The sequence below is a fragment of the Companilactobacillus bobalius genome, assembly GCF_009764355.1.
The window spans coordinates 36,789-62,565 of the sequence record NZ_LNUA01000008.1 but is presented as its reverse complement, the minus strand read 5'-3'; the positions used below and the strand labels follow the sequence as shown (position 1 = coordinate 62,565).

General features: G+C 34.4%; 25 protein-coding genes. 8 read left to right on the top strand and 17 right to left on the bottom strand.

Annotated elements, in window-relative coordinates; all coding sequences use genetic code 11:
• The first annotated feature begins 77 nt into the window (after positions 1–77).
• Complete coding sequence (locus ATN92_RS00645) at positions 78–983, top strand: proline-specific peptidase family protein (RefSeq protein WP_056950979.1); 906 nt, start codon at positions 78–80, stop codon at positions 981–983.
• 716 nt (positions 984–1,699) lie between these two features.
• Here the strand turns inward: ATN92_RS00645 and ppk1 are convergent.
• Complete coding sequence (ppk1, locus tag ATN92_RS00640; RefSeq protein WP_056950975.1) at positions 1,700–3,703, bottom strand: polyphosphate kinase 1; 2,004 nt, start codon at positions 3,701–3,703, stop codon at positions 1,700–1,702.
• 7 nt (positions 3,704–3,710) lie between these two features.
• Positions 3,711–5,081 carry a DUF2252 domain-containing protein gene (locus ATN92_RS00635; RefSeq protein ID WP_056950973.1) on the bottom strand — a complete coding sequence of 457 codons (1,371 nt, stop codon included), beginning with the start codon at positions 5,079–5,081 and terminating at the stop codon, positions 3,711–3,713.
• Between the two features lie 211 nt (positions 5,082–5,292).
• On the opposite strand from ATN92_RS00635, the gene ATN92_RS00630 reads away from it, so the two are divergent.
• Positions 5,293–5,697 (top strand): MerR family transcriptional regulator, encoded by a 405-nt coding sequence (locus ATN92_RS00630; protein WP_056950971.1) that lies wholly within the window; start codon positions 5,293–5,295, stop codon positions 5,695–5,697.
• Between the two features lie 34 nt (positions 5,698–5,731).
• Here ATN92_RS00630 and ATN92_RS00625 read toward each other — a convergent pair whose 3' ends face one another.
• From ATN92_RS00625 to ATN92_RS00600, 6 genes are all read right to left on the bottom strand, one after another.
• The gene (locus ATN92_RS00625; RefSeq protein WP_056950968.1) at positions 5,732–6,571 is read right to left on the bottom strand and encodes a DNA/RNA non-specific endonuclease; all 840 of its coding nucleotides are present in this window, start codon (positions 6,569–6,571) and stop codon (positions 5,732–5,734) included.
• Positions 6,571–7,296, bottom strand: a complete 726-nt coding sequence (locus tag ATN92_RS00620; RefSeq protein ID WP_056950966.1) for a sunset domain-containing protein — start codon at positions 7,294–7,296, stop codon at positions 6,571–6,573. The genes ATN92_RS00625 and ATN92_RS00620 overlap by 1 nt, the downstream gene beginning before the upstream one ends.
• A gap of 132 nt (positions 7,297–7,428) precedes the next feature.
• Entirely contained in the window at positions 7,429–8,205 is a 777-nt protein-coding gene (locus ATN92_RS00615) for a sugar phosphate isomerase/epimerase family protein (RefSeq protein WP_056950964.1), read from the bottom strand.
• 27 nt (positions 8,206–8,232) lie between these two features.
• Complete coding sequence (locus tag ATN92_RS00610) at positions 8,233–8,550, bottom strand: PTS sugar transporter subunit IIB (protein WP_056950961.1); 318 nt, start codon at positions 8,548–8,550, stop codon at positions 8,233–8,235.
• A 21-nt stretch (positions 8,551–8,571) separates the two neighbouring features.
• Positions 8,572–9,669, bottom strand: coding sequence for a DUF871 domain-containing protein (locus tag ATN92_RS00605; RefSeq protein WP_056950960.1), 1,098 nt, complete (start codon positions 9,667–9,669; stop codon positions 8,572–8,574).
• A gap of 36 nt (positions 9,670–9,705) precedes the next feature.
• Positions 9,706–11,028 (bottom strand): PTS sugar transporter subunit IIC, encoded by a 1,323-nt coding sequence (locus ATN92_RS00600; protein ID WP_056950958.1) that lies wholly within the window; start codon positions 11,026–11,028, stop codon positions 9,706–9,708.
• 573 nt (positions 11,029–11,601) lie between these two features.
• Here ATN92_RS00600 and ATN92_RS00595 point away from each other — a divergent pair.
• Positions 11,602–12,660, top strand: a complete 1,059-nt coding sequence (locus ATN92_RS00595) for a LacI family DNA-binding transcriptional regulator (protein ID WP_056950956.1) — start codon at positions 11,602–11,604, stop codon at positions 12,658–12,660.
• Between the two features lie 33 nt (positions 12,661–12,693).
• On the opposite strand, the gene ATN92_RS00590 is transcribed toward ATN92_RS00595, so the two are convergent.
• On the bottom strand, positions 12,694–15,048 hold the full coding sequence (locus tag ATN92_RS00590) for a glycoside hydrolase family 9 protein (protein ID WP_056950954.1): 2,355 nt from the start codon (positions 15,046–15,048) through the stop codon (positions 12,694–12,696).
• The gene (locus ATN92_RS00585; RefSeq protein WP_056950952.1) at positions 15,024–16,004 is read right to left on the bottom strand and encodes an ROK family protein; all 981 of its coding nucleotides are present in this window, start codon (positions 16,002–16,004) and stop codon (positions 15,024–15,026) included. Before ATN92_RS00585 ends, ATN92_RS00590 begins: the two co-directional genes overlap by 25 nt.
• Before the next feature lie 175 nt (positions 16,005–16,179).
• On the opposite strand from ATN92_RS00585, the gene ATN92_RS00580 reads away from it, so the two are divergent.
• Both ATN92_RS00580 and ATN92_RS00575 read left to right on the top strand, forming a co-directional pair.
• On the top strand, positions 16,180–17,241 hold the full coding sequence (locus ATN92_RS00580) for a LacI family DNA-binding transcriptional regulator (protein WP_056950950.1): 1,062 nt from the start codon (positions 16,180–16,182) through the stop codon (positions 17,239–17,241).
• Between the two features lie 24 nt (positions 17,242–17,265).
• Positions 17,266–18,363 carry an SIS domain-containing protein gene (locus tag ATN92_RS00575; RefSeq protein ID WP_056950947.1) on the top strand — a complete coding sequence of 366 codons (1,098 nt, stop codon included), beginning with the start codon at positions 17,266–17,268 and terminating at the stop codon, positions 18,361–18,363.
• Positions 18,364–18,410: 47 nt separating this feature from the next.
• Here ATN92_RS00575 and ATN92_RS00570 read toward each other — a convergent pair whose 3' ends face one another.
• Together ATN92_RS00570 and ATN92_RS00565 are read right to left on the bottom strand one after the other, a co-directional pair.
• Positions 18,411–18,851, bottom strand: coding sequence for a flavodoxin domain-containing protein (locus ATN92_RS00570; RefSeq protein ID WP_056950945.1), 441 nt, complete (start codon positions 18,849–18,851; stop codon positions 18,411–18,413).
• A gap of 8 nt (positions 18,852–18,859) precedes the next feature.
• On the bottom strand, positions 18,860–19,480 hold the full coding sequence (locus ATN92_RS00565) for an NAD(P)-dependent oxidoreductase (RefSeq protein ID WP_056950943.1): 621 nt from the start codon (positions 19,478–19,480) through the stop codon (positions 18,860–18,862).
• A gap of 108 nt (positions 19,481–19,588) precedes the next feature.
• On the opposite strand from ATN92_RS00565, the gene ATN92_RS00560 reads away from it, so the two are divergent.
• Positions 19,589–20,239: a histidine phosphatase family protein gene (locus ATN92_RS00560; protein WP_056950941.1), complete on the top strand. Its 651-nt coding sequence runs from the start codon at positions 19,589–19,591 to the stop codon at positions 20,237–20,239.
• A gap of 39 nt (positions 20,240–20,278) precedes the next feature.
• Positions 20,279–20,941 carry a histidine phosphatase family protein gene (locus ATN92_RS00555; protein WP_056950939.1) on the top strand — a complete coding sequence of 221 codons (663 nt, stop codon included), beginning with the start codon at positions 20,279–20,281 and terminating at the stop codon, positions 20,939–20,941.
• 13 nt (positions 20,942–20,954) lie between these two features.
• Here the strand turns inward: ATN92_RS00555 and ATN92_RS00550 are convergent, their stop codons facing one another.
• Entirely contained in the window at positions 20,955–21,182 is a 228-nt protein-coding gene (locus ATN92_RS00550; protein WP_143444215.1) for a hypothetical protein, read from the bottom strand.
• A gap of 180 nt (positions 21,183–21,362) precedes the next feature.
• On the opposite strand from ATN92_RS00550, the gene ATN92_RS00545 reads away from it, so the two are divergent.
• Positions 21,363–23,060 (top strand): radical SAM protein, encoded by a 1,698-nt coding sequence (locus ATN92_RS00545; protein WP_056950937.1) that lies wholly within the window; start codon positions 21,363–21,365, stop codon positions 23,058–23,060.
• Between the two features lie 24 nt (positions 23,061–23,084).
• On the opposite strand, the gene ATN92_RS00540 is transcribed toward ATN92_RS00545, so the two are convergent.
• The 4 genes from ATN92_RS00540 to ATN92_RS00525 form a co-directional block, all read right to left on the bottom strand.
• A complete protein-coding gene (locus ATN92_RS00540) occupies positions 23,085–23,858 on the bottom strand; it encodes a hypothetical protein (RefSeq protein ID WP_056950934.1) in 774 nt (257 codons plus the stop codon).
• 108 nt (positions 23,859–23,966) lie between these two features.
• Positions 23,967–24,752 carry a hypothetical protein gene (locus ATN92_RS00535; RefSeq protein ID WP_056950933.1) on the bottom strand — a complete coding sequence of 262 codons (786 nt, stop codon included), beginning with the start codon at positions 24,750–24,752 and terminating at the stop codon, positions 23,967–23,969.
• A 70-nt stretch (positions 24,753–24,822) separates the two neighbouring features.
• Positions 24,823–25,311, bottom strand: a complete 489-nt coding sequence (locus tag ATN92_RS00530) for a prolyl-tRNA synthetase associated domain-containing protein (protein ID WP_056950931.1) — start codon at positions 25,309–25,311, stop codon at positions 24,823–24,825.
• Between the two features lie 12 nt (positions 25,312–25,323).
• Positions 25,324–25,776 (bottom strand): hypothetical protein, encoded by a 453-nt coding sequence (locus ATN92_RS00525; RefSeq protein ID WP_056950929.1) that lies wholly within the window; start codon positions 25,774–25,776, stop codon positions 25,324–25,326.
• Between the last annotated feature and the right edge of the window lies 1 nt (position 25,777).

Below are 25,777 nucleotides of genomic sequence, written 5' to 3'. Positions count from 1 at the left end.
TATTATAGAATATTTGAAATAACCTTAGATATAGATATATACTTATAACTATCATTTGCAGGAAGGTGACTTATCTTATGAAACAAGGAACAACAATTTTAACATTAGACAATGGCTATCATCTTTGGACTAACACTCAAGGTCATGGTGACATCAAATTGCTATGCCTCCACGGTGGACCCGGTGGAAACCACGAATACTGGGAAAACTTCGGTGAAAAATTAGCCGACTTAGGCGTTCAAGTAACCATGTACGATCAACTAGGATCATGGTATTCAGATCAACCCGACTATAGCGACCCCGAAATCGCTAAAAAATATCTGACATACGATTACTTCCTAGAAGAAGTTGAAGAAGTTAGACAAAAGCTAGGTTTAGATAACTTTTATCTAATCGGACAATCATGGGGTGGCGCATTAGTTCAAATGTACGCTGCTAAATATGGACAACACCTTAAAGGTGCCATCATCTCAAGTATGGTCGACGAAATTGATGAATACGTTAAGAGCGTTAACCAATGCCGTCTAGACACATTGGGACCTGACAAAGTTAAATATATGCAAGATATCGAAGCCAAAAACGACTTATCAGATCCTACATATCAAAGCTATGTTGATATTTTAAATGCTGAATATGTTGATCGTAAACAACCAACAGCCATCAGACATTTAGTCGACACAACAGCCACAGCCGTTTACAACACATTCCAAGGTGACAACGAATTCGTTATCACAGGTAAGTTAAAAGACTGGCACTTCAGAAAACACCTTAAAGAAATTACAGTGCCAACATTGTTGACATTTGGTGAACATGAAACAATGCCAATCGCAACAGCTAAGATCATGCAAAAAGAAATTCCACATGCACGCCTAGTAACAACACCAAATGGAGGACATCATCATATGATCGATAATGCTCCAGTTTACTTCGACCATTTGGAACAATTCATTAAAGACGTCGAAAGCGGCAATTTCAAAGATTAGAGAGCGTAGCAGGGGTGGTCAACCCATGAGGATTTGCCTAAGAATTGGAATTAGCCGCTGAACTTGCGGATGATTTCAGTTCTGTAGCAAACCACAATGGGTTACCCCTGCGCAGCTCGTTTCAAAAGAGCGTGGAACAAGGGCGCTCAGTCTCCGAGGATTTGCCTAGATATCGGAATTACACGCGCACTTGGCGTGTGATTCCGGTATCGTAGCAAACCACAGGAGGTTGCCCTTGTGGAACGCGTTTCCGCTATATTGCATAGAAGTTTGGTTATTATTGTTATCAAACAAAAAAATCCAAACTTAGCAATAACTAAGAAAACATGTTAAACTTAGTCTTTCAAATCTAACAAAAATAGCCACCCAGAAATGGGTGGTTATTTTTATACAATCAATTAAAAAATTTAACTATTTTCTAAATAAATCACTATGTGTACCAATCGCAACTAAATAAACTTCCTCGCCTATTTCGCTATACACTAAAAGATGGTCACCATTATGACCATCAAAATGTAATTCTAAAACCTGAATATTAATACCATGAATCCCAGCTCTATTCTTTAAAGACTGTACTTGAGAATTAGACAGAGTAATCGGGTGTACATAATAATATTTAGGAATTTTAACCGCGTTAATCAAACTATTGAATTTACACCTTATTTAAAAAGGCAAAAAAATAGAATTCACGACGAATTCTATATAAATCCCCAAATTTAATTTGTTTTAATGTACTTTCTCCACTTCAAGCGGCTTAGCCAAGTCTGTTGTGCAGAAATTCCATTGTCTTTCTCTTCTTTGACATAATCGCCATCGGAATCTAACCAATAAGAATTCTCTGTATCCTTCAAGAAGGTATTGATAATCTTATTTAATTTCAATTTTGATTTTTCCTCAACGATTGGAACAGCCAATTCAACACGACGATCAAGATTTCTAGTCATCATATCAGCTGACGAAATCCAAACATCCGTATGGTCACTACCATATTGGAATTTGAAGATTCGACTGTGTTCCAACAACTGCCCCACGATACTCTTTACACGAATATCCTCTTTTGGTCCACAGATACCAATCTTCAATGAACATGGACCTCTAACAATCATTCTAAATGGCAAACCTTGTCGAGCAGCTTTATAAATAGCATTAATAACCTCAACATCAGTTAAACCATTAACTTTCATGAAGACTCCACCTTGACCATCACGCAAATATGCTTCAGTAGCCAAACGGATATTTTCAATTATCATTTTCTTGATGCCATCTGGTGATGTCACTAGTAGATTATATTCAACTTTAGTTTCATTAACTAAGTGGTCAAAGAATCTCACAGCATCATCGATGTACATCTGATTACTTGTAAAATAGCTCAAATCGGAGAAACCATTAGCTGTGATTGCATTGTAGTTTCCAGTACCAATTTGAACATACCCTCTATTGTCGCCATGTAATACCAAACAGATTTTCGAATGGACTTTATTAACTTTGTCACCGAATAAGACTTGAACGCCTGCTTCACGTAGGAATTTCGTTACTTCGATATTATGGACTTCATCAAATCTAGCCTTCAGTTCAACAATAGCGGTAACCTCGATACCTTTTTCCGCAGCTTCTTTCAAAAGCCTCAACAAATCGGAATCTTTTTCAGTACGGTAAATTGTAATGAAAATCTTAGTCGTCTTTGGATCATGAACAGCCGCTTCTAAGTAATTAATGAAAACACTGTAAGAATCATAAGGATACTGAACTAATAATGACGAATGTTTCAAATAATCCAAAATATTCTTGGATGGATTCCACTTCAATGCCTTAAAAGCTGGGAAAATCAATTCCTTATGATCACGATAACGCTTGAAAAGTGTATTCAAAAACTTAATATCAACAGGACCAGGTATTTTGTAAACACTCTTCTTGCTGACATCAAATAGCTTAGCAAAATACTCACGACTATGGCTTTCACCGTTGCAAGCAAATTCCACACGCATAATATTACGCAATTCTCTAGTATCAACGTAATTGATCATCTTATTCAAATATTCATCGTCAGTCATATCTTTACTTAAAAAGTCGTATGGCTTGTTCTGATCATAAGTAACACGGAAAACATAAGTCTTCTTGATCTTATATTTTCTAATTAAATCAGTTGCGACATTACGAATAACATCTTCAATCAAAATATAGTGATTCTCGATACCAGTTTCCACTAGACGATCTAGATCTTCTGGAATTGGACTAGTGTAAATATGATGTGGCGTCTCCATCAACAAATTCAAATTGCGACGATACTTGTAAGTCTTAGAAAATCTCTGCATATCAAGCCGTGGCAAGATTTTTTTATTAAAATACTTTTTGACAGTCTTCTTTTCAGAATCTTTCAATTCATCGTACTTTAATATATAGAATAATTTTCTATCACGTGCGTCTTGCATTGATGCTTCATATTTTTTGTACTGCTTAGCAATATTTCTAGAGTTAAATTCATAAACCAAATTAAGAACTTCGTCACCAGTTAGATCAGTTCTCTTTTCAGTTTTATTATTAATAACCATACTATCAATATTGTGCATTCTTACTCGGAAGAATTCATCTAAGTTATTTGAAGCAATGGACAAAAAACGTAGTCTTTCTAAAAGTGGTACATCACTATCATAGGCTTGATCAATTACTCGGTTATCAAATAGTATCCAGCTTAAATCGCGATTATAAAATTTCCGTTTCATTTAATGACTACCCTTCATCTTTTAAATCCTTCTGAAATGATTCAAAGTCGTACTCCACTTGTTGAGCGTAACTGTTGGTAAAATTCATTAATGAGTTAGCTATGTCAGCATATTCTTCACCAAATCCAATAATTAAAGGATAGTTTGGTGAATGTGAATGCGCTCTGGCAAGGAGAATAACACAAACCTTTGTATAATCCTTGAAAGATTCAAAATCTAGTTTATCTAAATTAATAGATGATTTCATATCCTTAAATTGACGCATATAAAAACTATATTGCTCAGTATCAAAGGCTCCCAAGAATGGATCGGAAGCACTTTGCAGGATCAATTGACTGTTTACAATATTCTGACCCTGACTAACCTTGCTATCAAAATACAACTCGTCATTGTTATAGATAGGTAAAGCTTGCTTAGCTTGTAAAACTAAGTAGTTACTATCCAAATCTCTCAACAAAATTAAATAGCAAAGTGTACCTACACTGCCGACGCCGACACTATGGCGGACAATATCAATAATTTTAAAGTCTTCTAAGAACAGTCTAACATCGCTGCGTTGGTTTTTCTTATACTTTTCGTATCCATGGGCAACACTCTTATAATCTTTTTTGCTTATGTGTTGTGTGACTGGTTTATTCTCAACAAAACGACGTTGACCATCATTTACTTCAGTATATTTTTCAATAACCAATTTGGAGTTACTCTTTTGAGCCTTCTTGATACTTTTAGCAATCATATTGTTAAAAGATTCTTGGAAATACTCTTCATTATCTTTAAGCTTACCGAATATTTCCGTAATATTTTGAAGTGTATTAGGCAAAATAAAACGTTTCATTTCTGAAATTTTTGTCATGTGTTTCAACGTATCAAAATAAGTATCAACGACCGTTAAAAGGTACTCTTGAACGTCATTTTCATCAAAGCCATGTGAACGAGCAACTAAAAGCGCACTTACTAATAGACGTTTTAAGTCGTATTCCCAATGACCTAAATGGGCTTCATCAAAGTCGTTCATATCAAATAACAACTGTCCCTCAGATGAGCCATAGAAACCAAAGTTTCCTAAATGAGCATCCCCTCCGACCAAAACACGAATCCCACTATTCTCATTTCGTGAAAGATCGTAATGCATCACATCAACAGTTCCACGGAAGAATGCGAAGACAGATTTTGACATTCTTTGACGTTTAACTTCCAATAGTTCGGGAACTAACAACTTATTTTTGATATTTAATATTTTATGAATATTTCTTTTTTTAGGTTTAAATGTATTAAACGAATCAGAAACTGCCGTCGCAAAGAAACGACCTTTAATAATTAAGCGTTCGGTACTCTTAAACGCATCAGTATCCTGAAAAGTATATGGTGTATTAATCATGCCTTTATCACCTCAGTTTGTATTATACAATAGCTGACGCTGATAACTATTGTCTTTAAACACTTTTTTCTAAAAATATTATATTAGCCAAATATATTTTTTAAGTATAGTTTAACTTTTGTACAAATTTAATTTCTCCATAACGTACATTATTAAACTTTTAACTCGAAAAGGTGTCATCATAAGGTCGCATCAAGAAAGGTGTGATCATATGTTCAAAATTTCTGAAGCTAGTAAAAAAGTTAACCTACCTGTTGCCACAATTCGTTACTATGCGGAACTGAATATGATTCCCTCTCTAAAGAGAAATATTGAAAATCAACGTGTATTTGATGATGAGTCAATAACTTGGCTTGAAGGCATTAAATTTTTTCGTGAACTAGGCATGCCTATTGCTGAAATTAAAGAATATATCGAACTGAGTCAAAAAAATGGCAAAGGCGCTTTGATTAAGAGACATAAATTACTTATTAAACAGGAACAAAAGGCTCAAGATAACGTCACCCAGGCTCAAAATAACTTAGATGAGTTGAAACGTCGAATTACCTTAGAAGATGAAATCATTAAAGGTCACAAACAAGACAGTTTGAATCCAGCTCGTAGATTCAATCAATAAAAAAATCGGTCTTGATTAGACCGATTTTTTATTTTTAACCAACTTTGCTCGTTCCATCTGCGTAATTTATAGTAACGCCTGATTGAACATTGAATATATAAACGTTGAAATGAACTGCATTGTCACCAATGGATTGAGCTTCCATCTGAACACCACGAGCCAACAATTCATCTCCTCTAAAGATTGGTGTGACACGATATCTAATATAGTGAGAACTACTTTGTTTTAAATAATAAGCAATATCCATTTCATGGGCCAACATCTCTGGACTATTTAATGAACGTGTTCCTGTCATCAGATTCTTAGGATTATTATTCTGACCTGTTAATTGGTAACCAATCAAATGACTACGATTGTACAACCAACCACCGCTAATCCGTTTATTATGCCACCCAGTTGGATTCCAATGTAATGCTTCTCTCTTAGCTGATGGCATTTTTGATACGTTCAACAAAGCATTAGCAGCTGTTACCCGATTCAAATTATCCAAGTCACCATATTGATCCCAAGCACCTTTAGCTGTGCTCAAATCTTCCTGTGAAAAATTGGGCTTATTGTCATTGACGATAATTTCTTGAGTTCCATTATAATCTAGATTAGCTAAATCAGATGTATTAGATGTACTTTGAGTTGTCTTATTGTTATGCTTATCGATAAATTTTTGATCATCTGAAATCTTATCTTGCAACGACTCAATTGACTTCTTAAGCTTCTTATTCTTAGCTACTAATTTCTTAGTTTTCTTTTGATAAGAATAGTTCTTTACTATTTCTACTTTACTATGACTGTTTTCCGCAGCCTGACTTTCATTAGCACAAGCCGTTACAGAAGGAACTAACGCCAACAAAACTAATAATTTAGTAATTTTTTTCATTAGACTTTAGACCTCCTATAACCAGCATTGATAGCATCTTGCTCTGTATTGAAACGGACAGCATTAGACGAATTCATATTGTATCCTCGCTGACCAGGCACGTGATAAATGTGACTTCTTGAATTACCAATAATTGTTCCCGAACTGGCTGTGTTCATATCCCCTTGTTGAGAACTAGATTGTTGCGATTGTTCTTGTTGTGGCTGCTGAGTTTGTTGCTGTTGTTGTGCTTCTTGAGCCTGTTTTTGTTGTTGCTTTTGAGCGGCCTCTTGTTGTTTCTGAGCTTCCTTGGCCTGCTTTTCTTCTTGCTTCTTAGCAGCGGCTTGTTCCTCTTCAGCTTTTTGCTTAGCCTCGGCCTCTTTAGTCTCTATATCATCCCGTTGATTCTGTAGTTTATCTTCTTGCTTAGACAATTTCTTCTCTTTAGCAATCAAAGCCACATTCTCTTTTTTCGCAATATTGTATTTGTCTTTGCCTACATATTCGGTTTTCTTAGACACCTTCTCCGTCTTAGCGGAACTATCGGAACTAGAACTCTTTTCCGTACTCTCTCCTGTAACTCCAACTGCGATAAAAGAAATAACCATAATAGCAACACTAATCAATAATTTCTTTTGATCACGTTGTCTGACTTTAGTATTTTGTCTATGTTTAAACCATTTAAAAGCATAAACAAAAATAGCAACTAAAGATGCCATCAAAATTAATACCATGATGGTTTCCATCCCCTTAACCCCCTTTTTACTTGTATATCTACATGATATAGGAGTAAAAAAGCCTAAACAAGACAAAAAAATAGGGCATTTTGATATGTCCTATTATTAATTATTTTGTATTATCCAAAATACCACCAAATACTATTGATACTTAATTAATTCTTTTAACGAATCATTCATTACATCAAATATATTTCCTAGTTTTGTTGATTCCGGCTCAACTACTAACCAATCAGTACCACTACATTCGGCAGCTTTTTTAATGTCAGACCATTTATTTTCATCCTTAATTGATCCTAAAGGCACATCATATCGTAACAACTTGGAATATGGTTTACAGTGTACAAATTGAACTCGATTTTTTAGTTTATTTATATATACCACAGGTGATTGGCCACCTTCAATACAATTTCCTGTATCAACTTCAATTCCCACACTATCATCTATATACTTTAATAAAATTTCCAAGGATGGAACCGTATTTTCTATTGGTTCACCATAATCGTATGCATGCGTATGATATGTTAGATCCATACCACAATCAATCAGTTCCTTATTGATTTCATTAATTCTTTTAGTATGCTTTTTCCACATTTCAACAGTATTTTCCGTAACTTTGTGACCTGATTCCCATGGACCACCTAAAGCATCAATAATTAAATGTTTATTACCAAGTCTCTGTTGATAATTAATCGTAGAGGTTAAAGTTGACGCCTGCATCTCTCTCCATGGTAATTGATATCCTGTTAATACTAAGCCACTTTGATCGATTATTTGTTTTAATTCATCAGCTGAAAATTTTGACACACCAAACATTTCAATTCCTCTATAACCCATATCCTTTAATTTAGATAATGTACCTAGGGAATCATTATTATATTCAGATAATACTGGAAAAAGTTCAGCTGCATATTCCATTTCAATTAGTCTCTTTTCTTAATTTAATTACTTACTTGCTGCAACAAGTTTTTTAGCAGTTTCCAAGACATTCTCACCATTCATCATTCCGTAATCCATAGTATTGATCATTTCAACGGGTACATCTAATTTTTCTTTCAATTCAGGAACTACATATCTTACTTGAGGTCCAATCAATACTACATCCGGATGTTTCTTATCCATTTCACTAGGAATTGTTTTAACTGCTCCCGCAAATACTACTGCATCTAATCCTTGTTTATCAGCGGCATCTTGCATTCTTTTAGCAAGTAAACTTGTTGACATACCGTTTCCACAAGCTAACATTATTGTTAATTTTTCCATAATTCAACATCTCCATAGATTCTATAATTTATCTTCATTACTCAAATTAAAATTACTCCAAGGTTTTAGATAATCAAGCAAGAATAATTCCTTTTCAGTTATATGCCCCACCACATTTGCACGTCCATCGTTAGGCATCGATTGCAAAGCAATCTCTACTTCCGCTTTATATTGTCCATAATCATTGTTATCAATCAAAATATCTCCGCGCTTGATATCACTAGTATTATGTGCTGGAATATCCTCTTTAGCATATTTCATACGCATTTCAGAACTTCTTATAATGTACTCACTACGATCTCCACGATATGTATGTTGATTATCAAATACTATTGCACGTTCCAACGGAGTTATATCAGAAATGGGAGAAACTTTTATAACTGGATAAAGCGAATTAAAGGCTTCACTCATTTCTTTTAATTCATCTTCACTTGCATAAGCATTTCCAATAATAATGTCATTAATAGAACCCATAAGTACCAAATGTTTAACTTGGGTTGCAATTTCTAATCCACGATGATTTTCTATTGTTGGTAATCCATCTTGTGTTGGCCATGGGCCAAATGTGGCATTTTGAGAATTAACAAAGACTGCCGTGTTAATTCCATACTTGTTAAATGACTCTGTCGTTTGCTTAAAAAAATCTACTCCTAAACCTGAAAAACGATGTGGATAGAAGTTATGGCATCCTAAAAGATTATCTTTATCAGGTGAAAATGACATGATATTATCAATTTGTTTAGTACCTTGAGACATATTAATTTCAATTTTTAGTCCATATGGATTATGCGTCATTTGAGCTTCTGCCAAACCATTGAAACCTACATCCAATCTAATACCCCAGGCTCCCAAATCATGAAAAAAAGATAAATTGTCATAACTGATTCCTAATTGTTTGAAAAGGCCTGGATTTATATCAATAATTACTTGCATACCCAAGGAATTGGCATGATTTACTACCTTCCTGAACTCTGATAGAACTTCATCCTTATTACCTTTTATTTCTAGTAATGAAGTAAAGACCCTTTTAAAGCCATACTTTGCAGCCAAATCTAGATATGCCATATCTTTCTCATAAGTTGATCTTTCAGGATAAACAGATACCCCTAATTTTCCCATTTTTATCTTCCTCTCCATTTACTAGAGCTTAATTTTCTATGCTTCTTTAGATAAATCTATGCCTTCGGCTGCAGCTTCTTGAATCTTTTGTTGCTTATTTTGTGCCATTAAGAATGGTAGATAAATTAGAATATCAATAACAAGATTAAAGGCCTGAAGTGCTGATCCCATAAAACTGTTTGTTGCAAGGAATCCGGAAATAATTGGAGGCATTGTCCAAGGAACAACCGCTCCGATACATAATGGAACTATTCCCATGGCCATTGCAAAATAAGTTGTACATGCATTGAACATTGGTGCAATTAGGAAAGGAATTATCAAACTCGTATTCAAAACAATAGGCATACCAAACATGGTTGGCTCATTAATATTGAAAATACCTGGAGTTACAGTAATTGGTGCTAAAACTTGTAGTTGTTTACTTGCCTTTTTCATACTTACTAAAATTGCAATACCCAATACTAATCCAAGAGTGGCACCACCACCACCCATGTAAACAAAGTTATCAATAAATGGAGCGGCAATAATTTTTCCACCATGAGCTAAAGTTAATTTACCAGCTTTAAAAAGAACACGGTTAGCATCAGTATTCATTAACCAAATTGGTGACATAATACTATTAACAATACTTGAACCATGAATACCGATGAACCAGAAAGCACTGTTTAGGAATACAGCTATCAATGTTCCGCCTAGAGTTCCACCTAAAAATCCTAATGGTTTAGATAATACATGGAGTAATAAATCATGAACGTTTCCTAAACCTAACCATCCAAAGATTGCATAAATTAAACCAAACAATGAAATGATTACAGCTCCGGGAATCAATGCACTAAAACTTTTTGATACAGCTGAAGGCACTGTTTCTGGCATTTTAATTTGAATATCATGATTAATAAACCATTGGAAAATACCACCAGTAATTAAACCAATAATGATGGCAATGAATAATCCCTTCGAACCAAGGTAATCATAAGGCATTCCTTCTGAAATCACTTTACCACTAGTAAAAATACTAGGTGTAATGGCGAAATATGAAGCAATGGCGATAATACCAGCTGATTGACCATCAGTTTCATGATATGCTGCATAGCTAGATGCAATACCATAACAACTGATAACTCCCAATAGGCCAAATGAAGCATTAACAATCTTATTAAATAAATCTGCTATTGCAATACCACGAATCGACGTAGCTGCAATCCATGTAGTCCAAGCATCAATAGGAAAGCTCCCTGCAATTAAGAAGATTGATCCAACAATGATTAATGGCATACTCATAGCAATACCATCACGGATAGCCTTCAAGGGTTTAAACTGACTTAATATTTCAGCAATAGGCAACAAATGTTTTGAAATAAATTCATCAAAACTAGCCCCATTTTTTTACTCATGATAAAACTCCTCTTATTTTTTCCTCATTTAGTTCTGAGAATTATACTTATTTCGAAACTTTAAGGTTTATTCTCAATAACATAATTTGTTATCCTCTTATACAATTTGGAACCTTCACTCCGTATAACCAATTTTTAGATTCAAAATTAAATAATTTCATTATTAATTGGTAACGTTACCAATTAATTTTAAAAAAATATATTCATTACTAAAATAAAATTCTGTCGTAAAAATATAATTTTGTAAATTAACCCTTAGAGCTTGAAACCTTAGTAATATTAAAGTAAAAATTTTTCCTAATGTGCTAATTATTCAATCTCACAATTTATAATATCAATAAGTCTTTTTGAACCTTAAATTTTATATAGTAACGTTTCCAAATTGTTTAATAGTCGAAATAAGCGCTTTCATTCAACAAATTCATTGTATCACCTTACTATTCAGTGTCAATATATATTTGGTAACATTACCAAATAAAATTATTGTCATGATATTATATAAGGTCTAGAATTATTCTTATAGATTGGAGTGACTCACATGGCCCACATAACAATAAAGGAAATCGCCAAACTTTCTGGTACCTCAGTATCTACTGTATCTAGAGTTCTAAATAATAGTCCTTCTGTATCTCCTGCTAAACGTGCAAAAATCAAGAATATCATTGAACAAACACACTTCCAACCAAGTATGCTGGCTCGTGGTATGGTTTCCAGAAAAACAAATACCTTAGCAGTAGTAATTTCAGACATTAACAATCCTTATTTCACTGATTTACTTTCCCAAATCGGTGAGATCGCTCATAGATCTGGATACACACTTCTATTAATTAACACCATGACTGCTGGTAATAATTCCAAAAATAGTGTGCAAATTGAAATTGACGCTTTTCAAAGTATTGAGGAACGTAAGGTTGACGGCGTTCTTATTTTGGGTGGGGAAATTGATAAAGAAGAAATTAATAAAAATTATATCGAAGCCTTAAATATCTTGAACGAACACATTCCTGTCGTTATTATTGGTCAAAAGGTTAACGGTTGTAATGCAACGTTCGTGGAACGAAATCAATCTCAGAGTGTTTCTATTATTACTAGACACTTATTAGCTTTGGGGCATAAAAATTTAGCATTCATCGGAGGCCAGCCCGGCATTAGGGTCACTAGTCAAAGGGTTAACGAGTTTAAAAAAGTTCTAAATATCTATTCTCCATCTAAAAATCAGCAAGTTATCTTAACGGATTTTTATACTCAGTCGGGATATGACGCTATAACTGAGTTGCTTAATTCCAGAAAGCCTCTTCCAGAAGCCATAGTGGCCATTAACGATCAAGTGGCTTTTGGAGCTATCCGTTGCTTACAAGATCATCAAATAGAAGTGCCTACTGATATTGCCCTTGGTAGCTGTGATGAATTTCCAGGTAGTGAGTTTATGATTCCCAGAATTACAACTGTTAATCAGCATAATGAAAAACTTGGAAAAATTGCACTGTTTTACTTGTTTAATTTAATTGAAAACAAGGACTTCGAAACAATTGAAACAAACGATTTGCCTGAACTAATAATACGTGAATCATGTGGAGCTCATTTACTAAATAAATAAAAAATTGGAAATCTATTTAAGATTTCCAATTTTTTACTTTAAAAGTTCCGAAACGGTGGATAGCCATTTCGTAGCCGAAACTATCCAAACTTCTTTATACGTTGCATTATTGAATTGTGGCCAATATGGTACGTCTTTATTACCCTTTGTTTCAATTCCTACAGGTAATTCTCCTATCATATCATCTGATGAAGTGGAGTACTCTTGTTGATAATTATGACCCTCGCCAAACATCAATGACTGATCAAACGGATTATTCCCTATAATCCAGCGTAATTGTCCATTGGCTAAATTTAGCAAGTCATTATTTTTAAGAACTCTTCCCATAATTGCCGCTGAATTCCCCATTGATAAAAGTACAGCATTATTACCCCTAAAAGAGAACCAGACCGGAAATCTTTTAACATAAAGTCCTTTAGAAATTTGTACTCCTTGTTTCAATTGTTCTTTGTAATCTTGATACGCAGTGTTATCAATTAAGAGATGCTGTTTGTTGAAACTTTCTTTATCCAAATTTTCCGTCTCAAAATAAACGCCACTTGCAATCATTGGATAAGGATAAGTGAATTTCTTTAGGAATAATAAATAACTGCCATAATCTCTTGCACGTTCACACCAAATATCATGTAAAACATCCGATACAGGGAGCTTCAAGGATATCTCAAAAGCTTGGACAAACAAGGCCTCACGAGCCTGATGATTAAAATGTTGAAATACTTTATGTTTAGCATCGCGGTAAAACATTCCTTTTAGGATAGTCTTATCAGTTAAAGTAATTCCATCAGATTCCTGACAATTTATCATACGATTCATAAATTCAATCAGTACACTCAAATATCGTCCATCGTTCGTTATTTGATAACAGTGACCTGCCGCAATAACGATAGTTGCATCATAAATTGATTTAGAAGTACTGTAGGTATGTTCCCACATGACCGGTTCTTCTTCATATGGACTTCGTTTAAATTTATTCAACGCCACTTCAAAATATGAAACTGCCAAATCGGCCAAGCGTTTTTGCATCTCAAAATCCAAATTATTCTGTTGAACAATATCAGCTAAAATGCTGCTCAACAGAAAATTTTCATAAGGATTATCATGGACACGTGCAGTAGCATCATCCATCGTTCCAATCTTATTGTCAGTCCACCTAGATACTCCAGCACTAGTAGCATGAAATCCTTTTCCAAAGTCCGTTTTGAGAATAAAATCTATTCCCCAGCATCCCTCTTCAACTAACCTTTTTGATAATTTTGTATTTTTAACATTCTCAGCCATCTTAAATAAGGCTTGAGTTGCTTCTGCTGTATGAATTAGTTGTTGTGATAAATCACCCGCATCATGCCAACCTCCATTATAACTAATAGTTTTATTATCTTTTTGAGCCACTACATCTTCATGACAGGTCCCATGAATTCCCGGTATCGGAAAACCACAACGTTCTCCATATATAAAATTCAAGACCTTAGGAACAGTATTCTCCCAGATATTTCTATATGAACCAATCCTAAATGATCTTGTTGCTAGACTTCCGCATACGATTTGGTAATCTCCAGATTTTTTTACTTCAGAAAAATCCAGCACCTTAAAAATTCCCATATCATTTTGAATTTGTCTTATTTTTCCGTTATAAATATTCTTTTTAGAATTAGCATCAATAATAGAAAATTCATTACTATCATTTCGATCATTTATTACCGCAATCTTGCTTTCACCATTTTCGTAACCATCATGAGAGTAACTAATACCATCTGGTGTCCAGCCTTGCGTAGTTACATAATCATCAATTTTCTGTAACTCAATTTCTTTAATTTTGACATTATATTTACCCGAAATGTTCATATAAGAACCGTTAGCTTCCCAATTAAAATCAATTTCGGTAATCTCATCTCTTGGTAAATCTGATATATTCAAAAAGTACGTCTTTTTTAAATGATTACTCAAGTTGATAACATGATAACCTTCTCGATTGTATTGATCAGGTATTCTTTGTTTACCTTGATTATGAATTTCAAAAATTACATTAGGATTAATGACATTGGTGCATTCAGAATCAATCACAAATGATATGCGATTATAGTTTTCCCAGTTTTCATGGTCGATCATTAACGTTGCTTTAGTATTTCCATAGCCAACATAATCTCCATCAGTAGGATCTCCTGGAGCCCATGTATCAAATCTTGTGGGAGATTCTAAAATAAAACCACCGTCTGATTCTTTCTCCAAACTACCTCTACCCACGTGCTTCCATTCGTTTTCTTTAGATGGACCAATTACTTTTTTTCTAGAAATTTTTTTAACCATTTCTTTTGAATCAATACCTTCAGGAATTTTTATTAATTGGTGAAGCAAGTTAGTTTGTTCTAATAGTTTATCGACTGTTGACATATTCTTTGCTCCTTACTATTTAGCTTTTCGATAGCAAATAATGCGCATCCCTTTAAAGTTATTAAGTTAGGATTTAATTTTGAATTCTTAACACCATATTTAACAAATCGCATTGTTTGTGGTTCCAAGAATTTTTGTAAATGTTCTAAATACCATCCACCAGTAGTTACTCCACCACCAAATCGAATTGCCTGAGGATTCATAATTCTCACAAGATTCATAACCATATTGCTAGTGGCTTGGAGCGATTGATTGACAACTACTAAAGCTAGAGGGTCTTTCAGATCATAAGCATCAAATAAATCTTTAGCCGATACTCGTTCATTTGGTAATACTTTTAGGTTGGTTTTATAATCCTCTAATAATTCATGAGCTCTGTTAGACATGCCCAGACCTGAAGCCAATGGCTCTACACATCCCTTACGACCGCAAATACATTTGACATTGCTTTCCGAATCCACGACCATATGACCAAATTCACCAGCATCATAATCCTTGCCAAAAATAATTTTTCCATCAGTAACAGCTCTACCCGCAATACCAGTTCCGATACTTAAATAGATAAAATTTTTGGTAGCGTTACCAATTCCAAGCAAATTTTCAGCTACTGTCGCTGCCACCAAATCATTTAATACATAACATGGAAGTTGAAATCTACTTTGAATTATTTCAGAAATGTTAATTTTCTCTTTGTTAGTGGGATCTATTTCATACCAAATACCATCATAGCTGTTAACCCGTCCTACTGTATCAATAGATATTGCTTTGATATTACCAACAACATAATTATCCATGTATTCATCAATAATATCAATTAATTGTTCAATGGCAGCTCTTTGAGAAGAAATATTAGATGGCTGTTTAATTCTATTTAAAATTTCACCATTCAAATCAGTTTCACCAATTAGAATTTTGTTTCCTCCTATATCAATGGCCAATATTGTGTCTTTATTCATATGCTTTTCCTTTTTTGGAAACGTTCCTATTTTTGTTTAAGCGCTTTCAAATACAATTAAATCTTAATTCTATGCAATAATTATGTCAACCATGTTTTTGGAAACCTTACCAAATTTATCTTGTCTATTGTTTTCGTTTGTTTTACACTTTATTTAATTCAACGAGGTTATAATTATGAAAAATAATATTACTATTAAAGAAATAGCCAAAATGGCTGATACATCAGTCTCTACGGTCTCCCGTGTATTAAATAACAGTCCTTCCGTCTCCAAAGAAAAACGTGAAAGAATCAAAAAAGTAATAGCCAATAATAATTTCCAGCCTAACATGTTAGCTCGTGGTATGGTTTCCAACAAAACTCAAACTTTGGCCGTGGTAGTATCAGACATCAACAATCCTTACTTCACTGATTTAATATCTCAAATCGAAGTCATCAGTCGTAAAAATAATTATACGCTTCTCTTAATCAACACTATGACCGCCAGTAAAAACGCTCCAGAAGTCAATGTCCAATTGGAGATTGAAGCCTTTAAAAACATTTCTGAACGACATGTTGATGGAGTTTTACTATTAGGTGGTGAAATTGACCGTGATCTTGTCGATAAGACCTACTTAAATTCATTAAATGAATTAAATGAGCAAATACCAATCGTTATTATTGGTCAAAAAGTAAAAGGGTGCAAAGCTCTATTTGTAGAAAGAGATCAATTCCTCAGCGCTGAATTAATCACCCAACACTTATTAGCACTTGGACATAAAAGGATAGCCTTTATTGGCGGTGAGCCTGGAATTAAGGTTACTACCCAGAGATTGACAGCATTTAAAAAAATCATGAATATTTATTCTCAGATTGATGATAAATTGATTATTCTTAATGACTATTATTCACAATCTGGATATGACGGTATGAATCATTTATTCGATTCGATTGAAGTCTTACCTGATGCAGTAGTAGCCATAAACGATCGTGTCGCTTGGGGTATTTTTAGATCTTTACAGGATCATAATTTAAAATCCCCTGATGATATTGCAGTCGGTAGTTGTGATTCTTTTCCTAATGGTGAATTCATGGTACCTAGAATAACAACCGTCAACCAACATAACGAATCTCTGGGAAAAATAGCACTTCATTATTTATTTCAATTAATGAATCATGATGTGCTTGAAAATACAGAAGAAACCCATTTTCCAGAACTAATAATTCGTGAATCGTGTGGCGCCAAAAAAACAGAATAATTTATATATAAGGGAGAAAAAACAATGAATAACCCAACAATGTTAACCTACATAAATCAAGAAGCCTCAGTAATGACTAAAATCTTGGATACCTATCCTCAACAAATTGATGCTGTAATTGACAGCAAATTGTTAACTAGCCAATCTTGGTTGTTATTAGGAATTGGCTCTAGCTATAACGCCGCTTTAAGCGCTAAATATTACATCGAGAAAAAGGCCAATGTGCTTGTTGATTTGCAACAACCCTATAACTACAGCAATTACGACATGGTTGACCCTAATTTAGAGGTTGCTGTTGGTATTTCGCAAAGTGGTCAAAGTACTTCAACCATTGATGCTATCAAGAAATTATCTGAAGAAAACATCTATACTATCGGTGTAACTAGTCAACCAGGAAAAGAGTTATCAGATGCTTGTCAAAGAACACTTGATATACTTACTGGCCGTGAACAAGTTGGTTATGTCTCACTAGGATTTACTGCTACTGTTTTGAGTCTGATGCTTTTGGGATTGAGAGTTGGTGTCAAAAAAGGTCTAATCTCTACAGATCAAGAAAGTACAGAACTAGAGGAATTCAGGAATATCGTCGCTCATTTTGATGAAACAATTACTAAAACAACTGATTTCTTCAAGGAAAATGAATCCGACTTTCAAAACGCTTATCAATTTTCTGGCATCGCCTATGGTCCTAGCGTGGGATCAATTAAAGAATTGGAAACTAAATTCACAGAAACTGTTCGTGTTCCAGCAGATGGCAATGAACTGGAAGCCTTCATGCATGGTCCTTATCTATCAATCAACCCTGAACACCGACTATTCTTCATTACAACTAATGCTAAACCAAACGTTAAAAGTAAAGCTGATTCGTTGATCAGATATGAGAGTCAATATACTAAACACATTTTTGAAATCAATTATACTGACCAACCAAACAATTCAGAAAAAGTTTTGAATCTGATGAACATTGCTGATGAAACCAAAGTTCCATTCTTGGGTGGACTTCCTATTCAAGTCCTATCCTGGTACATCACAAAGAGCCGTGGAATTGATTTATCAAAACAGATCTTTACTGATTTCTCCGAGAAAGTTCACAACAAAACTGAATTTCAAAATTACGTATAAAAAAGAAGGCGAGATAATCAATCCTGATTATCTCGCCTATTATTTCGTTATTTTAAGCTTTTTAAAACATAATCTGCTAATTGATCAACTCGTTTGAAATCATCCTCATCAGGATCTTGATCAATCTTCACGGAATCGGCAACTTGTTCACCATTACTAGAGTTAAGTTGCATAGTGAAATAATCGACTGCACGTCCAAAATGAATGTGCTGTTTTGAACTAGAACCTAAGACAGCAAACTTCGTATGATTCAAATCAACATCCTTTAGATCATCATAGAAATCTTGTGCTTCATCGGGAACTTCTCCATCGTTATAAGTATATGTTTCAACTATAACGGCGTCATAGCTGTCCAAAGCAAAAGCATCGGTCTCAATCATTTGTTCTAAAGTTACATCAGCGTCATGCTTTTCCAAATAATCAACTAAATGTTTTGCAATTTTCTCATTACGTCCTGTCATACTGGTATAAGTTACAAGGATATTCATCTTTTTACCTACCATCTAACGCTAATGCGTTCTTTTTGATGTTTTGCATTAATAATTTCATCAACCATAGCAATTGCAAAATCTGCATAACTAATTTCACATTTACCATCTTTGTCAAAAGTCAATTCTTCACCGGCTAAAACGTACTTACCTGTACGTTCGCCTTTAGCATCAAAAGATGCCGCTGGACTAATGAAAGTCCAATTGATTGAGCTCTGGCGTAGTTCATCTAATGACTTACCCATTTCCTCACTCAAAGGTTTAACAGCTTCAGGAAAATCATCTTGTTGATAAAGTTGTTTGGTATGGTTTGAATCAAGATAGAGCGATCCTGCCCCACCAACGACCAATAATCTTGTTGCACTACCATTCAAAATTTCAATTAAATGCTTTGTGGCTGGTACATATTCTTTAACATTAGGACCAAAGAAACCTAAAGCATCAACTAATACGTCAAAATCTTTAACATCCTCGGCTTGCAAACTATAAACATCCCTAACTAAATACTTATCAGTTGGCGACTTCTTACTATTGCGAACGATAGAAGTAACATCCAATCCTCGTTCCTTTGCCTCTTTAACGATTAAGGAACCTTCCTTACCATTTGCTCCAATTACAGCTATTTTCATATGATTACCTCCAAATCCACTCATAAGTTTACTTTACACAATCACAAGCAAAATTACTAAAGATGAGCTTCGTTTATAGTAGAATTGTTGTGCTAGGAGGCATGTATAATGGCATATCAAATTTATTTAGTTAGACATGGAAGAACTTGGTACAACGAATATCAGAAGATGCAGGGTTGGTCCGATACACCCTTAACTAATGATGGTGTTGAAGTCGCACAAAAAGCAGCTGAATCACTGAAGAATGTTGATTTTGCAGCTGCACTGACTTCGGATATGAAACGAGCCGTTGACACTTGTCGTATTATTACCAGAAGAAACCGAAATAATTTAGTACCTCAGGAACTGTCAGAATTTAGAGAACAATTTTATGGCTTCTATGAAGGTCGTGGAATTGATGAATCATGGTTCGTTATAGGTAAACCACATCATGCCAAAAGCTTTGCTCAAATCGTTCAAAATTATGGCTTTGATGCCACAATGGATTTCGTTAAAGAAGCTGATCCATTACACGATGCTGAAGATGCCACTGAATATTGGAATCGAATCGAACGTGGATTTAAAAAAATTGATCAAATTGCCAAAGATGGTGACAAAATTCTATTAGTGACTCACAGTATTACTATTTTAGGATTAGCATATCGCTACAAAGCCGGTGATTTTGAATTAAATGACGTACCGGCAAATGCCAGTCTAACAATGCTAGAACGTGATAATGGTGTTAACCGAGTTACAAAATACAATCAATCTCTTCTCTAGTGTAGTAAAATTAACTTACAAACTTTGAGGAGGGCACTAATGGCTAAATACCAAATTTACATGATTCGCCATGGTAAAACTTGGTTTAATAAATACAATAAAATGCAAGGTTGGTCTGATACTCCCCTTGCACCTGAGGGTCTAGAAGTTGCTAAGAAAGCTGCTAAAGCTTTAAAAGATGTTGACTTTAATGCTGCTTTTTCATCAGACGCACGTCGAGCAATTGACACTTGCAAGTTGATCGTTGATGACAATAAGAACCGTGAACAACTTAATCCCACTAAATTAATGGAATTCAGAGAACAATTCTACGGCTACTTCGAAGGTATGAATTCTTCTGAAGCTTGGTTCATCGTTGGTCAACCACATGGTGAAAGAACTTTTGGTGATATCCTTTCTAAATATGGACTTGATGCTACAAGAGACTTCATGAAAGACGCTGATCCGTTCCACGATGCTGAAAACGCTGAGGAATACTGGACTAGAGTTGATCGTGGTTTTGAAAAGATTGATCAAGTTGCTAAAGATGGTGACAAGATTCTATTGGTTACACATGGAACAACTATCCGTTCTATTACAGAGCGTTATGGTCATGGTAAATTCGACTTAACACAAAGTCCTAAGAACTCAAGCTTAACAATGCTTGAACGTGATAATGGTGTTAATACCGTTACAAGTTACAGCCAAATCTTAGGTGAATAAACAATTTTAAAATTTAAAGCAGCGTCCTATTGTTTTCTAAATGGATGCTGCTTTTTTTATTATAAAAATAATAAATAGAACCGTTTACTAGTCTGGAACAAAAGTTGAAAATGCGGTCAGCTGTGAGGTCATTGTTAGCGGCTTTGCCGGTTACAATGAGGCTGATCTTGAAGATCCAAAATGCCCACAGCGTTCCACCAGCATTTTCAATTTTTGTGGAAGACGGAATTTTTGATAGCATTACATATCTTCTAATAAAATAACTTTTTTCTTCGAATAAAATATTTTTCTATATATTTTTCCTTATGTATCAGTCACAAGCTACATTTTTTATTAAATTGATTTTAATTTTGTACTACCAGTTTACAGAATATTAATATAAACTGTTACCTAAGTTCACGAATTGAAAGGAGAACCTAGTATGTCAGAATTATCATCCAAGGCCGTTGAATCTAACGCCTTTTACATAAATCCAGACCGTTCAGTCGCTGTGATTAATTACAATGAAGAATACATTCAAGATGTTTTTCAACTAATTAATAGTCAGGGATTTTACAATCTTGTTCATTTATATTTAGACGAAAGCCAATTAGCTGTTACCAATAAGGTCGAAGGTCTAGATGCCAAGACTTATATCAATATTTTGAAAGCCATTTTGATTGACGATAAAGATAACTATGAAAAATATGGTAACGAACAAATTCTGAAAAGTATCGAAGATTTTTATTCATACTACCGTTCCTACTTCAGAGTCTCTTTGATCAATAAACATGATAGCGCCATTGCCAAAAGTGACTTCATGAATATTGATAATCACTTTAACGAAGTCGTTATTCATCTTTACCGTGCAATTGAAGAAAAACTTCAAGGCTTTACCAACCGCACTTATCGTCAAGTAAATGCTGGAACTAACGCTTGTGTCCTTACCCAAACTATTAAATGGAATACCCCTCAAAAATATCAATCACTCGAAAGCATCAGATTCCTAGATACCCTAATGCTTCGTCCGCCAATGATGATGCATACTAAGAGTAATAAACGTGAGGGTACTTTCAGCGAAGTACTCGACAATCCTCTTGAAAAATTCGATGGTACTCAACAAGATTGGTATTGCTTCCCTGCCAAAATTGGTGAGAGTCTAACTTTCATTTACTTCCATCGTGACTATTTCGTCAGTGGCATTGCTTTAGCCAACTTATTCGAAGTCGCTGATAGAGAAAGTATTGCAGGCCAAAAGCCAGACGAAATTTTACTATTTGGTTTAAGTGAAACTGAAGGTGGCGTCAGTCATTATTATCATGATGAAGCTAACGATATCTGGGTCGGCGAAGTTCCTTATAACGATAAAACAACTTATTTCGGTTACATGAAGAAGATGTGTTTAACTCTTCATAATCTCCATATGATTTACGAAGATCGACTACCAATTCACGGTTCAATGGTTAAAATTAGTTTTTCAAATGGTAAAACTAAATCTGTTGTCTTCTTCGGAGATTCTGGTGCCGGCAAGTCTGAATCCATCGAGGCTCTACAAGAAGTTGCTGATGATGAAATCATTAACATCGAGACAATTTTTGACGACATGGGTAGTTTTGCCTTTGATGAAAAAGGTAATGTTTATGCCCAAGGTACTGAAACGGGTGCATTCGTCCGTCTTGATGATCTAAGCAGTTCCGTAGCTTTCAATAATATGGATCGAGGTATCTACTTGAATCCAGAATTGAAAAACGCTCGTGTTATTTTACCTGCTAATACCTACAAACATGTGGTTGAACATCATTCCATCGACATGTGGGTTTACGCTAATAATTACGATGCCGAAATTGGATTGCATCAATTCCCTGATGAAGAAAAAGCTAAAGCTACTTTCATTTCTGGAAAACGTAAGGCTTTGGGAACAACAGATGAAGTTGGAATGAGTACTACTTTCTTCGCCAATCCATTTGGACCAGTACAGGAAGAAGAACGTACACGTCCAATTATCGACAAAGTCTTCAATAAACTCTATCAAGATAAAGTTTACGTTGGAGAAATTTACACTCATCTAGGCTACGACAAATCTAAAGACAGCCTTCACGAATCAGCTAAAGAGTTACTAAATGAATTAATGAATAACTAAACAAAGAGCATCAGTAATCTATGATTACCGGTGCTCTTTTGGTTTCTCGTCATTAAATTTTTTGTTAATTTCTTTGGTCAATTGCTGTAAAGATTCTGCCAAATAATCACCATTAACGGTTTTCTTACGTAATGTCGGATTATTTAAACGATACTCTTTGGCATTAGGTTCTTTTACCCAGAAATTATACTGTGGTGTATTGATAGCAAAGGAATTCTTACTAGTAAAACCACTTCGTTTTAAATCATTGTTCAATTCAATCGGCTCATCCAAGTTGTTTGGAATCAAACCTGTGATAATTTTGGATCCAATTGCAGGCAAAGGAAATTCATCATTCTTAACTAGCATATTGTGACCATACGCTTTATGCTTACTTTCACTATACCAATCGTCAAATGAAACTAAACCACCATCTAAAGCTAAATAGACGATCTTATTTTTCAAAGACTTGTCGCCACTAATAACTTTATCAATATGAACTGAAGCCTTGGTGTAAGCCATACTTTTAGGGCTCCGCATCTTTTCCAAATTATAAATAGTCCCTTTGATAACAGCTTTATTGTAATTTTTTAGATTATCCAAAGAAATTCCAACAGGAACTTTCTCCCTACTATTACCTTCACTGTGAACAATATCAGCTTTAGCAGTTTGCTTTTTCCATTTACGCTGGTTTTCTTTTATTGTAATGTAACTATCTTTAGAATTATGATAGAAAGAATTTTTAATTGTATTAACACTGTATGCGGAAAGCGGTAATACGAATACTAACAAGGTCAAAATCATTAGTGTTTTTCTCATCGCAATTTCTCCTCGCACCAATTATCGCACGGAAGAAAGCGTTATTGTACCGCTTTTTGTTTATATAAAATACAGAATTATTTGTTAGAAATTCATAAGGAAAAAGTTTTATTTATTAAATTTTTCGTTGAGTTGATCGGTCAATTTTTGGAACTGTGCGGCACGATATTCTTCAGAAATTTCTTGTTGATTTTCGTATAAACTATTAGCCAAGACAAACTCTTTAGCACTCGGATTTTTGATCCAATAATTGAACCGTTCCAACATTGGTTGATATGACTTTTGAGTACTAAAATGTGCTTTCTCTAAATAATTGTTAAATGAATTCTTCTCACTAAAATCCACTTTCGTTAATCTAATAATTACTTGCGCACCAATTTTGGGCAATGGTGCTAATTTCTCTTGTACTAGCAAGTTTTGCTTAGTTTTATTAGTAGTGGCATCAAGATAATAATCATCCGTGGAAATTATTCCACCCTTTAATGGAACTTGAATAACTTTTCTATTGAGAGATTTTTTCCCACTGATGACTTTGTCGACATAGATGGTCGTTTTAGTCAGTGACACCCCTTTGGGACCCTTCATCGATTCTAAATTACAAATAGTCCCCTCAACAACAGCATAATTTTTATCATTGGAGGCCTGATTCAGCAATTCTTTCATGTTAAAAGCTACACCAATATAATCTCCCGAATAACCATCTTTATAGACCGACTTGAGTCCTGAAGTTTTCTTCTGCCAAGCAACTCTATTTTGACTAATCGTTTTTTTATTTAAACCAGTCTCTTTTACTGAGGTATCCGCTTTGTCAGCATTAGATGGTTTTGAATTATTACACGCAGACAATGGAAAAATTAGCATTGCTAAAGCTAAAAACAAAAGTACCTTTTTCATCATCTCACCCCTTTACCGGCATTATCGCATGGACTGTAGCAAAAAAGCCAAGACAATCTGCCCTGACTTTTTACAATTCAACTATTTGATAAGAAAATCCAATACTCTTCAAAAATTTAAATAGATCTTCTGGTTTTAACAACATTGTTTTCGTATTGTCATTCGGGTGAAAGGTCAATGGCAATCCACTCACAACTGATTTTTCAAAATAAACTTGTACATCTTTAGTCTCATTATTCAACAAACTAAAAATAGAAACGGAACCTGATTTAATTCTCAATTTTTCTAATAAAGATTGATCCGATGCAAACTTGAGATGCTTTTTGTCTACTATCTGCGCAAATTTTTTCATATCCAATCGTTGATCATCTCTTACAAAAACTAAGTAATAAGATGTCTTTTTCTTATCAGTTAAAAATAATGACTTAGTTCTCATACAAGGAATATTGGCAACATATTTATCAGCTTCTTCAGCCGTAAAAACAGCTGGATGTTCGATTAATTGAAATTGAATATTTAAACGATCTAACTCTGTTTTAATTTGCGAATAATCATTCATTTATCTCACCTTTTAAAATAATGACAGAACAAACACGATTGCTGTTAAAACTGTGATTTTGATTTTATCAGACTGTGGTACTTCTAAAGTCTTCCAGTTAAGAAGTGCTAATCCACCTAAACTAATAAACCCAACAATCCCGTTGACCCAAATATTACTTTTACCAGCAATAAGATAAACTATTGCTGACAACAATCCATCTAGAGCCAAGCATAGCGCCATGTTAACTAATAAAGCTGGTTTGTAATTATTATTATTCTTTAACAATAGGACAAACAAACCATAGATAATTGCAAAAATTATCAATGCTCCTAAAGCAAAGAGAACTAATTTCAAATACTTACCCATTGCTGGCATCTGGCTCAAATTAGAATCAGTCACTAGCATACTAGCAACTGTCATAAAGAAGTATATCAGGAATATCCCGAAGCGTGACACCTTATCTAATTCATATAATCTTTTCATA